We start from the raw sequence: 12,903 nt of genomic DNA, 5'->3' as shown, positions 1-12,903 counted from the left end.
TACCAGCTCATTACCAACTATGGTGGACGTACTGCGCGATGCGGTTGCGGTAGATCTCGCGCAGCGCGTCCATGGTTTCGGCAGGCAGGGCCGGCAGCGCGCTGGCGCGGCTGTTGGCTTGCGCCTGCGCCGCATTGCGCGCGCCGGGAATCACGGTGCTGACCGCGTCTTCCATCAGGATCCAGCGCAGCGCGAATTCCGCCATGGTGGCGTTGGCGGGCACCAGCTTGCGGATTTCTTCCACCACCTCCAGCGCCACCTCATACGGCACGCCGGCAAAGGTTTCGCCCTTGTCGAAGGCTTCGCCGTTGCGGTTGAAGGCGCGGTGGTCGTCGGCGGCGAAAGCGGTCGTGGCGTTCATCTTGCCGGTCAACAGGCCGGATGCCAGCGGTACGCGGGCAATCACGCCAACCTGGCGCTTTTTCGCCTCCGCGAAAAACAGCGAGGCAGGGCGCTGGCGGAAGACGTTGTAGATGATCTGGACCGACTGCACGTTTGGATACTCGATGGCTTTCAGCGCCTCCTCCACCTTTTCGACGGATACGCCGTAATGGCGGATCTTGCCGGCCGCGACCAGATCATCCAGATAGCCGAACACTTCTTGCTGGTAATAGACCGCTGGCGGTGGGCAGTGCAGTTGCACCAGGTCGAGGCAATCGGTTTGCAGATTGGCCAGCGAGCGTTCGACGAAAGCCGTCATATTCTGCCTGGTGTAGCCTTCCGCCACGTGGGGCGACAGGCGACGGCCCAGCTTGGTGGCGACGTAAGGCTTATCGCCACCGCGTTCTTTCAGCACTTCGGCGATCAGTTGTTCCGAACGGCCGTCGCCATACACATCGGCGGTATCGATGAACGTAGTGCCGGCATCCAGCGATGCGTGCAGCGCAGCCTTGGCGTCTTCCTTGCTGACGTCGCCCCAGGCGCCGCCGATGGCCCAGGCGCCGAAGCCGATTTCCGATACGGTGCTGCCGGTGCGGCCGAAAGTTCTCTGTTTCATGGTTTTGCCCGTTTATTCAAAGACGGTAGTTATAGCATTGCATGCTACGATTTGAGGATGAACCATATTCATCGTTAGATTGAGCGCCATTCATGTCTTTATTCGACCGTGTCGACCTCACCGACCTGAGGGTCTTCCTCACCATCATGCGCACTGGCAGCTTCAAGGGCGCCGCCATTCAGCTGGGCCTGACGCCGTCGGCGGTGAGCCATGCCATGCGTAGGCTGGAGGAGCGGCTGGCCACCAAGCTGTTGAACCGTTCCAGCCGCGCCGTCTCCGCCACCGATGTCGGCCGCGAACTGGCCAAGCGCATCGAAGAAGGCTTCGACAAGATCGGCGACGCGCTGGCGGGGCTGGATGCGCCGGGCAGCGGCCGCTATGGCGAGCTGCGCCTGAACGTGTTTTCCGATGCGGCGCACCTGCTGATTGCGCCAGCGCTGCCGGAATTTGCACGCCTGTGTCCTGATGTACGGCTCACCGTGGTAGTCGAGGACCGCCCAATCGATATCGTCGCCGAGGGTTACGATGCCGGCATCCGCTATGGCCACTACGTGCCTGAAGACATGATCGCCGTCCCATTGAGCAAGGCGCAGCGCTGGGTGATCGCCGCCGCGCCATCCTACCTTGATGCGCACGATACCATCCGGCATCTGGATGACCTGGCCGGTCACACCTGTCTGCAACTGCTACTGGGCGATAACTCCGCCTATAAATGGGAATTCAACCGTGGACGCCGCCTGCGCGTGCCGGGTGTGATTACCATCGCAGATACCGCTACCACTATCACTGCGGCCAAGGCCGGCATGGGGCTGGCCTACGTGCTGGAGCAACGCATCGCCGCCGAACTGGCGGAGGGCAGCCTGCGCATCGTGCTGTCTGAACACGCGGCCGAGGGCGAGCCTTTCCACATGTACTACAGCAGCCGGCGCCACAAGCATCCGGCGCTGCGCACGCTGATGAACATCATTCGTCAGCAGCAGGGGATTTCTGAATACGCATCGTCGGCACGAAGCGGGTGAGGTAGAGGGTGACGCAGCATCCCACCGTCACAATCAGCAGGCGCACCCACAGATGATCGGTGCGCCAGATCGAATAGCTCATCGAGCCCCACATGAAGATCAGTATCCAGATCTTGCCGCGCAGCGGGATGCCTTTGCCGTTTTCGTAGTCGCGCAGGTATTTGCCGAACACCTTGTTGGTTTGCAGCCAGTTGTGCATGCGCGGCGAGGCGCGCGCGAAACATGCGGACGCCAGCAGCAGGAAAGGTGTGGTCGGTAACAGCGGCAGGAAGATGCCGAGCACGCCCAGAATCACCGCCAGAATACCTATCGCGTTGAGAATTATTTTCATTTGGCCAAATCGTATCACCTTGGGTTAGACTATGACAAAAATGATAGCGCTAACTTTCTGTTGGAGGAGACGATGAAGAAGAGCTTGCTGGCCATTGCGGCCGGTTTGGTGATGGCGTCCGGCGCGCATGCCGACAGCCAGTACAAGATCCTGGTGCTGGCCATGCCGAGTAAGTACCACTACGAATACATCCCCATCGCGCGCGAAAGCCTGGAGCGGCTGGGCAAGCTGCACGCGTTCGAGATGACTTACACCAACAAGCCGGAAGCCTTCGACGGCGACCTGAAGCAGTACGCCGCCGTGATGTTCCTGAACACGCCGCCCGAAGAGCTGAACGAGGCGCGCCGCAAGAAATTCGAGGATTACATGAAGGCCGGCGGCAACGCCATGCTGGTGCACCGCTCCCTGATTATTCCGCCCAACACCTGGCCGTGGTACGAGAAGCTGATCGGCCGCCGCACCGGCAACCATCCGATGCTGCAGACCGGCGTGGCCGATGTGGTCGACAAAAAATTCCCCGCCACCTTCGGCCTGCCGGATCACTGGATCTGGAGCGACGAGTTCTACGTCTTTGATAATCCTTACCAGATCAAGATCAACCCGGTGCTGAATGCGGACGAGAGCAGCTATGACCCGACCAAGATCTGGCCGGGGCAGGTATCGCACGGCATGGGCAAGGACCACCCGTTGAGCTGGTATCACCAGGTTGAGCAAGGCCGCGTGTTCGTCACCGCGCTTGGGCATGACGGCAATATGTACCGCGACCCGCAATACCTGTCGCACCTGATGGGCGGCATCTACTGGACCGCCACCGGCAAGGGCATCAAGCGCTGACGCCTGCGCATGCGTGCGCCGAACTCTTCTTTAAATTTTTACAATGCCGGAACTTAAACAGAAGAGGAGACAGCATGCTTGCATTACGTACGATCGCGCTGGCCGGTATCCTGGGCTTGGCTGCCCATGGCGCCATGGCAGATGACGCCGTGGGTGAAGTGATTGTCGACAAGGATCAGATCGCCATCGCCGGCAATGGTTATGTGCGCACTTTCCCTTGCGACGGTCGGCGCGTGTCCATCAACGGCACCCAGCACAATATTACGCTGACCGGCACCTGCGCCAGCCTGGAAATGAACGGCGCCGAAAACAAGGTGACGCTGGCGCTGGCGCCGAAAGCTGTCATGGTGGTGGCCGGCATCCAGCAGACGGTCAACTGGCGCTCGACAGGCGAGCCACAGCAACGCATCAGCGGCGTCGGCCACAAGATCCAGCGTAATTAGTCCTGGCGCACCCATGTCTGCGAGCGGCCCAGCATCGGCACGCCGATGTAGCCGCGCACGCTGAGCTTCTTGCCGCCGTCGGTCAGGTGCAGCTTGCTCTTGTAGACCTTGCCGTTGTTCGGATCAAGGATCTCGCCGCCGTTGTACTCGTCGCCATCCTTCTTCAGATTGGACAGGATGGTCATGCCGATGATGGGCTGATCCTTGCGCGCGCCTTCGCACTTGTCGCACTTGGGATTCTGGTCTTCATTGGCGTCGCGGAACAGTTTTTCGATCTGGCCGGTCAGCACGCCGTTGTTGTCGGTGATGCGTATCAGCGCTTTCGGCTTGCCGGTTTCGTCATCGATGTTTTTCCACAAGCCGGTTGGCGAAGTGGTGTCGGCGAAGGCCGGCGAGATGGCCAGGGTGGCTGCGGCGATGAATGCGAGAAATTTCATTTACGTCTCCAAGGTTGTTTTTGTGTCGTTCATTATACGAACTGACCGGTCGTGCTAATTAGAGGGTATCGTCCAAAATTCCTACACGGATACGCGGCCTGGGCCGATGCCGGGGCGCGCTGGCACCAGCTAAGATGATGTTAAGGAGGAATACATGATGACACAGCACGATCAATCGATAGCTGGCCCTGGCGATGTCGATGGCATCCGTGGCAGCCGCTCCGGCACTGAAGGCGCTACCAGCGGCGCCGGCGTGGATAAAGGCGCCGTGCGCGACCAGCAAGGCAGCAGCCCGGACCGCAAGCCAGCCCCCGCCTTGGGTGGTAATAGCGCTGACAGCCGCCAGTCCACCGAACCCGGCGTCATGCAGACCGAACCCCGCGAAAACCACGAGGAACGCCGGCCACTGCCGTAAGTCCCGCTATTTATTTGCAAGTTAGTAATTTGTTGCCTTTTGGCTACGTTTGCTGCTATTGTTGAGACTGATTAAGTCAGTGCTTGGCAGGAGTGGTGATGATGCGAGCCGTGGAAGTAATCGCCCGCCATCCCCGGTGGGGAGGCGCTTTGGTGCTGCTGTGTGCTGCACTAGCCGCCGCTATGGCCGCCTACTGGAGTATCGGCACGCGGGAACGCGAATATCAGGCGCGGCTGGAGATTTCCTTGCAGCGTCATGCGCTCAAAGCCATGTCATTGACGCTTGACGGTAAGCTGATGGGGGCAATCTCCATGCTGGGCCTGGTTTCGCCGCCGATCAAGCAGGAGAGCGATGGTCGCACTAGCGCCAACTCTGCGGACGTGCTGGCGCTCTTGGCCAGCGCGGCCCAGGCTTTCGACGCTCAAGCGGTGTTCGTAGTCAACCGCCAGGGCGTGGTGTCGTCTTCGTGGGACGATAGCGGCAAGCCTTCGACCGGATTGCAAATATCCTTCCGTCCGTATTTTCAGACTGCCGTGCGCGGCAGTGACAATGTGTACGCCGCCATCAGCCTGTCGCGTGACGAACGCACGCTGTACTTTGCGGCGCCGGTGTATCCCGGCGCCACGCGTGGCGGCGCCCCGATCGGGGCGGTGGTCGCACGCACCGGCATCGACCGCATCGACCGTCTGCTGGCCGCGATGCCGGGCACGGCCTTGCTACTGTCACCGCAAGGCGTGGTGTTTGCCAGCAACCGCAGTGAATGGCAAGGACAACTGGCGGTGGCGCCGACGCAGCAACAGATGGAGAAGATTCGCGCCACGCGCCAGTTCGGCAACCTGTTCGAGCGCCATATGCCGGACGTGCTGCCGTTTGTGACAGGCACCGGCATCACCAGTGTTCACGGGCGCCGCTACGCGATGGCCAGCGCCCCGGTCGACTGGAATGATCCCGCCGGCGAATGGCAACTGGTGTTGCTGGAAGACCTGACCCACGCCATCTCCCCCGCACGGACTATCCGCGACGCGGCAGCAGCCGCTGCCGTCATCTTGTGCATCGGCTTGCTGTTATTGCGCATGCTGCGTGTGCGCCTGACGCAGCGTCAGGCCAGCTGCCAACTGGAACAGATGGCGAAGGATCAGGCGCTGCGGGCTGAGCGCCGGATGCAGCTGGCCGAATTGGCGTTGCGCATGCAGCAGACCGACAGCGCGGCGGTCGCCGTCAGCGTTTTCCTTGATGAATGCCACCGCCTGTTTGGCGCCTTGCAGGGTGTGGTGTATTGCGTCGATACCGATGGCACGCAACTTTGCCTGGCCGGTGCCTATGCCGGTACGCAGCCTCCGTCGTGCATCGCCATCGGCCACGGCCTGCTGGGACAGTGCGCGCGTGAACGCCAGCCACGCCTGCTGGAGGCGGAGCAAGGCAACCCATGGCATATCCATTCTGGCCTCGGCCAGGCGGCGCCCGCAGCCTTGCTGCTGGTGCCGGTGCTGCTGCAATCACGCCTGCTGGGCGTGATGGAACTGGCGCTGCCGCAGCGGCCCGACCCATCGATGCTGGAGCAGGCGACCGCGATGGCGGAACTGCTGGCGATTAACCTGGGAGTCAGTCGCCGTGCAGCGGCTTCGGATGTCCCGAACAAGGAGGAAGTGTGCGACGTTTGCTGAACAGCCTGGAACGGCTCAGTCTCGGGCACAAGCTGGCGCTGGGGTTCGGCGGCAGCCTGTTGATGACGCTGTGCTTTGGCCTGCACTTTACCCAGATGCATGCACGGCTCAGCACCGACATGTTGGCCATCTATCGCAATGACCTGCTTGGCATCTCCGACGCCAAGGACACGCTGATCCAGTTTTCGCAACGCGGCCGTGCCTTGCGCCAGGCGATCCTGGCCAAGGACGCGGCAGGCCGCCAGCAGGCGCTGGGCCTGGTAGCGGATGCGCAGGGCAAGTTGAACCGCTCGCTGGAGGAGCTGCGGCCGCGCATCGTGCGCGAAGTCAACCATCGCAACCTGTCTGACTTCGAAACCGCGTACGCACTGTACCGGGAACGCCTGGATGCGACGCTTGCGTACCTGAAACAAGGCAAGATCGACGAGGCGCGCGCCATCGTCTCCGACCCGGCGTTTCAGGACTATGGCATCCAGGCCAATGACGCGCTCAACCGTATTGCCCAGGTGAAGGAGGACAGCGCGCGCCGCCAGGTCGAGGAAATGCAGGAACTGGCTCGCGACGAAACCCGGCTGACCTATCTGGTATTGGGCCTGACGCTGAGCCTCGGCCTGGTGTTCAGCACCTTGCTGGCGCGCTCGGTGCGTCATCCAGCCAAGCGGCTGCGCAAGGCGGTGGAGAACCTGGCCGGTGGCGACCTGGGACAGAAGCTGCCGTTGACCGATTATCCGAACGAATTGGGGCAACTGGCGCGCGCCATCGAAGTGCTGCAAACGGCGGCAGCCAAGGTCGAAACGCAGCGCTGGATCAAGGCCAACCTGGCAACGCTGTCGAACGAGCTGCAATCGGCTGCCACCACTACCGAGCTGGCGGAACGCACGCTGGCGGTGCTGGCGCCGTTGCTGAGTGTAGGTCACGGTGCGTTCTATCTGAGCGACGAGCAGGGACTGGATTTCCTCGCCGGCTACGCCTGGCGCGGCCAGCCTGGCGCGCAGACGCATTTTGCACCGGGCGAGGGACTGGTCGGGCAGTGCGCCCGCGATGGCCAGCCGATCATCTTCCGCCAGCCACCGGCCGATTACCTGCGCATCGGCTCGGCGCTGGGCGAACGTGCGCCAGCCTGTATTGTCATCCTGCCAGTGCAACGCAACGAACGCATGTTGGCGGTGATTGAATTGGCCACGCTGGACGCCTACGACGAGCGGGCGCAGGCGCTGATGGACGGCGCGCTGCCGATCATTGCGATGAATCTGGAAATCGTTGAACGCAACCTGCACACCCGTGCGTTGCTGGAAGAGGTCCGGCGCGCCAACTATCTGACCGACGTGGCGCTGGATCTGACCGACAGCGGCTACTGGGTGGTCGATTACAACGATCCGGATTACTACTTCCAGTCGGAGCGCGCGGCACGCCTGCTGGGCGAGGCGCCGCGCGCGGACGGCCGCTATCATCTGCAGGACGAATGGTTCGCGCGGCTGGTGGAGGCCGACCCGGACGGTGCGCAGCACACGGGCGAACGCTACCAGGGCGCGCTGGATGGCCGCTACGCCATGTATGACGCGGTCTATGCCTACCGCCGTCCGGTGGATGGTCGGCTGATCTGGCTGCACGCGCTGGGCAAGGTCGAGCGCGATCCGGACAGCGGCGAGGTGCGCTACATGTACGGCGTCTACCAGGACATCAGTGCGCAGAAGGCGGCCGAGGACGAGCTGCGCGTGACGCGCGAGCAGGCGTTGGCCGCCACACGCGCCAAGAGCGACTTCCTGGCCAATATGAGCCACGAAATCCGCACGCCGATGAACGCCATCATCGGCATGTCGCACCTGGCCCTGCAAACCGATCTGGACAAGCGCCAGCGCAACTACGTGGAGAAAGTCCACCGCGCCGGCGAGAACCTGCTGGGCATCATCAACGACATCCTCGACTTCTCCAAGATTGAAGCAGGCAAGATGACGGTGGAAACGGTGGACTTCGACCTCGGCGACGTGCTTGACAACCTGGCCAACCTGATCGCCTTCAAGGCCGAAGACAAGGGACTGGAGTTGCTGTTCCAGTTCGATCCGAGCGTGCCGGCGGGGCTGATCGGCGATCCGCTACGACTGGGGCAAGTGCTGGTCAATCTCGGCAACAACGCCGTCAAGTTCACCGAGCGCGGGGAAATTGTGGTCGGCGTCGAACAGGTGGCGGCCGATGACAACAGCAGCACGCTGCACTTCTGGATACGCGACACCGGCATCGGCATGACCGATGCGCAGCGCGACAAGCTGTTCCAGTCGTTCAGTCAGGCGGACGCCTCCACCACGCGCAAATACGGAGGCACTGGCCTGGGACTGGTGATCTGCAAGAACCTGCTGGCGCTGATGGGCGGCGACATCTGGGTCGAAAGCACGCCCGGCGCCGGCACGACCTTCCACTTCCGCATCCGCTTCGGCCTGCAACAGGAGTCGCGGCCGCGTCGCATGTTCCGTGCCGACGAGCTGACCGGCGTGCGCGTGCTGGTGGTCGACGACAATGCCGCCGCGCGCGAGATCCTGTCCACCATGGCGCGCTCCTTCGGGCTGGAGGTCGATGTGGCGTGGGATGGCCAGCAGGCGCTGGACATGGTGGCCAAATACGAGAAGCAGGCGCTGCCTTATGACGTGATCCTGATGGACTGGAAAATGCCCGGCCTGGATGGCATCGAAACGGTGCGCCGCTTGCGCCAGTCGCGGCTTGAGCGGCTGCCGGCGGTCATCATGGTCACCGCCTATGGCCGGGAGGAAGCGATGGCCTCGGCGGCCGGTTCGGGCGTCGACATGAACTCGGTGCTGACCAAGCCGGTCACGCCATCGACGCTGCTGGAAGCGGTCGGGCTGGCGCTGGGCAGGGGCGTGATTGTCGAAACGCGCGCGGTCGGCAAGCAGCAGCAGTACAGCGAGGCGATGGACAAGCTGCGCGGCGCCCGCATCCTGCTGGTGGAAGACAACGATATGAACCAGGAATTGGCCAGCGACTTGCTGGCCAAGGCCGGCATCGAAGTGGTGCTGGCCAACCATGGCCAGGAAGCGCTCGACATCCTGGCGCGCGACGCCCGTTTCGACGGCGTGCTGATGGATTGCCAGATGCCGGTGATGGATGGCTACGAAGCTTCGCGCGCGCTGCGCGCCATGCCTGGCTGGAATGCCCTGCCGATTGTGGCGATGACCGCCAACGCCATGGCCGGCGACCGCGACAAGGTGATGGCGGCCGGCATGCAGGATCACATCGCCAAGCCGATCAACGTCGGCGAGATGTTTGCCACACTGGCACGCTGGGTGCGGCCGATGCATGGCACGTTGCCTTCGCCGCCTTCGCCGCCTTCGCAGGCCGCCGCCGAAGGTGTGCCGCTGCCGCCGCTGGCTGGCATCGACACGCGCGCCGGCCTCGCCACCACGATGGACAATCCCGCGCTGTATCGTCGCCTGCTGCTGAAGTTCGGTGACAGTCAGGCCAGCTTCGCGGATGCCTTCAGCGCCGCGCAGCAGGATGCCGATCCGGCCGCCGCCACGCGCGCCGCGCACACGCTCAAAGGCATGGCTGGCAACATCGGCGCACTGGGCGTGCAGCAGGCGGCGCAGGCATTGGAAACGGCGTGCGGAGAGGGCGCATCGGCGGCTCAGCAGCAGGCCTTGCTGGTGGCGGTGCTGGAGCAACTGGCGACTGTGATTGCGTCGCTGCGCGCGCTCGACAGCCCGCTGACTGTAGCCGATACGCCGGCGGTGGTGGCGCCCGATGCTTCCACAGTGCGTGGCCACGCGGAACGCCTGCGCACGCTGTTGGCCGAAAGCGATTCAGCTGCTGCCGAGCTGTGGGAGGAACACCTGCAACTATTCAAGGCCGGATTGCCGCGTCACTGGCGGCGCATCGCTGCCGGCCTGTCCGATCTTGATCTGGATGCGGCGTTGGCCGCGCTGGACGAAGCCATGACCGAAGGGGAAACAACATGACGACGGAACTGATCCAGAAGAAAACCATCCTGCTGGTGGACGATGCACCGGACAACCTGGTGCTGATGAACGACCTGCTGAAGGACCAGTACAAAGTCAAGATCGCCAGCAGCGGCGAGAAAGCGCTGCGCATCGCGCAGTCGGGCAGCTTGCCGGACCTGATCCTGCTCGACGTGATGATGCCGGAGATGGATGGCTACGAAGTCTGCCGCCGCCTGAAGGCCGATCCGCTGACGCGCGACATCCCGGTCATCTTCCTGACCGCGAAGACCGATGTGGAGGCGGAAAAAATGGGCCTGGATCTGGGCGCCGTCGACTATCTGACCAAGCCGATCAGCCCACCGATCGCGCTGGCGCGGGTGCGCAACCATTTGCTGTTGAAGGACAGCGCCGACTTCCTGCGTGATAAAAACCTGTACCTGGAAAAGGAAGTGTCGTCGCGCACGCAGGAAGTGATGGCCATCCAGGACGTCACGATTCTGTCGATGGCGTCGCTGGCGGAAACGCGCGACAACGAAACCGGCAACCACATCCGCCGCACGCAATACTACGTCAAGGCGCTGGCGGAAAAGCTGCGCCACCATCCGCGCTTTGCCGCTACGCTGACTGACGGCTACATCAATCAGCTATTCAAGTCGGCGCCGCTGCACGATATCGGCAAGGTTGGCATTCCGGACCGCATTCTGCTCAAGCCGGGAAAATTTGAACCGCATGAGTTTGAAATCATGAAGACCCATACCACGCTGGGGCGCGACGCGATTACCCATGCCGAGCAATCGCTGGGCACCAGCGTGCCGTTCCTGGCGCTAGCCAAGGAAATCGCCTACGGTCACCAGGAAAAATGGGACGGTTCCGGTTATCCGGAAGGTGTGGCGGGCGAAGCCATCCCGTTGTCGGCGCGGCTGATGGCGGTGGCAGATGTGTATGACGCGTTGATCAGCCGCCGCGTCTACAAGGAGGGCATGCCGCACGACAAGGCAGTCAGCATCATCATCGAAGGCAAGGGTGCGCACTTCGACCCGGACATGGTGGACGCTTTCATCGAGCTGCAAGAGGAATTCCGCAGCATCGCCGCGCGCTTTCACGATAGCGACGACATCATGGCAGAAAAGAAAGAACGTCTGGAATTGTACAAATAATCTAAAATGAGATAGTATGTTCAGATGAAAAAAACCTCTGAACATCAGAACCTGCTGGCGCAGATGCAGCACCTGGCGGACGGGCTGGGCAAGACGCTGGCGCCATTCTGCGAAGTGGTGCTGCACGACCTGACGCAGCCGGAGCACGCCATCCTGGCGATCCACAACAATCTGTCCGGCCGCGAAGTTGGCGCGCCGGCGACCGAGCTTGGCCTGGCGCGTGCGTCCGATCCGGCGTTCGAGCAAGTCATCGCCAATTATCCCAATACTTTTCCCGATGGCCGGCTGGCCAAGAGCACCTCGATCGGCATCAAGGACAGCGAAGGCAAATACGTCGCCGCGCTGTGCCTGAATGTCGACCTGACCGTGTTCCGCAGCCTGAACACCATGCTGACGCAATTCGGTAGCGTCGACGCCGCCGCCGCTGTCAAAGAAACCATGGCCCCGCCGGGCGCCGACGCCATCCGCCAGCGCATCGACCAGTTTGCCGCCCGCATCGGCAGCACGCCACGCGCGCTGAAAGCCGACGAGCGCAAGGCGCTGATGCGCGAACTGAAAGAGTGCGGCCTCAGTGACGTCCGCCGCGCGATGGACACCGTCGCCGCCTATCTGAATGTCTCCCGCGCCACCGTCTACAACGACGCGCGCTAATCATCCCAGGAAAATCCATGAGCGAACTGAAACTGCCTACATTTGAAGACGTGGTTGCCGCGTCCGAGCGCATTGTCGGTGTGGCGCACGCGACGCCAGTGCTGACCTCGTCAACCGCCAACGCCGAGCTGGGCGCGGAAGTATTCTTCAAGTGCGAGAATTTCCAGCGCATGGGCGCGTTCAAATTCCGTGGCGGCTACAACGCGCTGGCCAAGTTCACGCCGGAACAGCGCAAGGCGGGCGTCGTGGCTTTCTCATCGGGCAACCACGCACAGGCGGTGGCCTTGTCGGCCAGGCTGATGGGCATCCCGGCCACGATCGTCATGCCGCATGATGCGCCGGCCGCCAAGGTGGCCGCCACGCGTGGCTATGGCGCGCAGGTGGTCATCTACGATCGCTACAAGGAAGACCGCGAGCAGATCGGCCGCGACCTGGCCGCCAGGCATGGCCTGACCCTGATCCCGCCCTACGACCACGCGGACGTGATAGCCGGGCAGGGCACGGCGGCCAAGGAGTTGTTTGAGGAAGTCGGTCGCCTGGATTACGTGTTCGTGCCGCTGGGTGGCGGTGGCCTGTTGAGCGGCACCGCCTTGGCGACGCGTGCGCTGTCGCCATCGGCCAAGCTGTTTGGCGTCGAGCCGGAGGCGGGCAACGACGGCCAGCAATCGTTCCGCAGCGGCAGCATTGTCCACATCGACACGCCGAAGACGATCGCCGACGGCGCGCAGACGCAGCACCTGGGCAACCTGACGTTCCCGATTATCAAGCGTGACGTGGATGACATCCTGACTTCCAGCGATGAAGAATTGCGCGCCGCCATGCGTTTCTTTGCCGAGCGCATGAAGATGGTAGTCGAACCGACTGGCGGCCTTGGCTTTGCCGCCGCGCGCGCGATGAAAGCGCAACTGCAAGGCAAGCGCGTCGGCATCATCATCAGCGGCGGCAACGTCGACATCGCTCGTTACGCCGAACTGCTAGCATAAAAATCCGGGGTCAGTTCTGCCAAAC

Annotated in this window: 12 protein-coding genes; 9 read left to right on the top strand and 3 right to left on the bottom strand. The window is 62.7% G+C overall.

The genetic code is table 11. The annotated features are described in order from the left end of the window. Positions 1–10: 10 nt before the first annotated feature. Positions 11–997 carry an aldo/keto reductase gene (locus tag BLS51_RS19565; RefSeq protein ID WP_090186866.1) on the bottom strand — a complete coding sequence of 329 codons (987 nt, stop codon included), beginning with the start codon at positions 995–997 and terminating at the stop codon, positions 11–13. A gap of 92 nt (positions 998–1,089) precedes the next feature. Here BLS51_RS19565 and BLS51_RS19560 point away from each other — a divergent pair, with 92 nt between their 5' ends. Beyond that, complete coding sequence (locus tag BLS51_RS19560) at positions 1,090–2,016, top strand: LysR family transcriptional regulator (protein ID WP_090186862.1); 927 nt, start codon at positions 1,090–1,092, stop codon at positions 2,014–2,016. On the opposite strand, the gene BLS51_RS19555 is transcribed toward BLS51_RS19560, so the two are convergent. Next, complete coding sequence (locus BLS51_RS19555; RefSeq protein WP_090186859.1) at positions 1,961–2,347, bottom strand: YbaN family protein; 387 nt, start codon at positions 2,345–2,347, stop codon at positions 1,961–1,963. The genes BLS51_RS19560 and BLS51_RS19555 overlap by 56 nt on opposite strands. A 72-nt stretch (positions 2,348–2,419) precedes the next feature. On the opposite strand from BLS51_RS19555, the gene BLS51_RS19550 reads away from it, so the two are divergent. Next, positions 2,420–3,181 (top strand): ThuA domain-containing protein, encoded by a 762-nt coding sequence (locus BLS51_RS19550; protein WP_090186856.1) that lies wholly within the window; start codon positions 2,420–2,422, stop codon positions 3,179–3,181. A gap of 74 nt (positions 3,182–3,255) precedes the next feature. Beyond that, positions 3,256–3,624: a DUF3060 domain-containing protein gene (locus BLS51_RS19545; RefSeq protein ID WP_090186853.1), complete on the top strand. Its 369-nt coding sequence runs from the start codon at positions 3,256–3,258 to the stop codon at positions 3,622–3,624. Here BLS51_RS19545 and BLS51_RS19540 read toward each other — a convergent pair. Beyond that, complete coding sequence (locus tag BLS51_RS19540) at positions 3,621–4,061, bottom strand: DUF2147 domain-containing protein (RefSeq protein ID WP_090186849.1); 441 nt, start codon at positions 4,059–4,061, stop codon at positions 3,621–3,623. The genes BLS51_RS19545 and BLS51_RS19540 overlap by 4 nt on opposite strands. Before the next feature lie 154 nt (positions 4,062–4,215). On the opposite strand from BLS51_RS19540, the gene BLS51_RS19535 reads away from it, so the two are divergent. The 6 genes from BLS51_RS19535 (at position 4,216) to BLS51_RS19510 (ending at position 12,878) form a co-directional block, all read left to right on the top strand. Beyond that, a complete protein-coding gene (locus BLS51_RS19535) occupies positions 4,216–4,476 on the top strand; it encodes a hypothetical protein (protein ID WP_090186844.1) in 261 nt (86 codons plus the stop codon). A 98-nt stretch (positions 4,477–4,574) separates the two neighbouring features. Continuing rightward, a complete protein-coding gene (locus BLS51_RS19530) occupies positions 4,575–6,140 on the top strand; it encodes a GAF domain-containing protein (RefSeq protein WP_090186840.1) in 1,566 nt (521 codons plus the stop codon). After that, complete coding sequence (locus BLS51_RS19525; protein ID WP_090186837.1) at positions 6,125–10,105, top strand: response regulator; 3,981 nt, start codon at positions 6,125–6,127, stop codon at positions 10,103–10,105. Before BLS51_RS19530 ends, BLS51_RS19525 begins: the two co-directional genes overlap by 16 nt. After that, positions 10,102–11,244: a response regulator gene (locus BLS51_RS19520; protein ID WP_090186832.1), complete on the top strand. Its 1,143-nt coding sequence runs from the start codon at positions 10,102–10,104 to the stop codon at positions 11,242–11,244. The genes BLS51_RS19525 and BLS51_RS19520 overlap by 4 nt, the downstream gene beginning before the upstream one ends. A gap of 24 nt (positions 11,245–11,268) precedes the next feature. Next, positions 11,269–11,895, top strand: coding sequence for a helix-turn-helix transcriptional regulator (locus BLS51_RS19515; RefSeq protein WP_090186828.1), 627 nt, complete (start codon positions 11,269–11,271; stop codon positions 11,893–11,895). Positions 11,896–11,912: 17 nt separating this feature from the next. Further along, the gene (locus tag BLS51_RS19510) at positions 11,913–12,878 is read left to right on the top strand and encodes a threo-3-hydroxy-L-aspartate ammonia-lyase (protein WP_090186824.1); all 966 of its coding nucleotides are present in this window, start codon (positions 11,913–11,915) and stop codon (positions 12,876–12,878) included. The last annotated feature ends 25 nt before the right edge of the window (positions 12,879–12,903 follow it).

Origin of the sequence: Duganella sp. OV510 (assembly GCF_900100205.1) — a bacterium.
Taxonomy (GTDB): domain Bacteria; phylum Pseudomonadota; class Gammaproteobacteria; order Burkholderiales; family Burkholderiaceae_D; genus Rugamonas.
The sequence above is the reverse complement of the archived record's forward strand: the minus strand, read 5'-3'. Positions and strand labels throughout refer to the sequence as shown.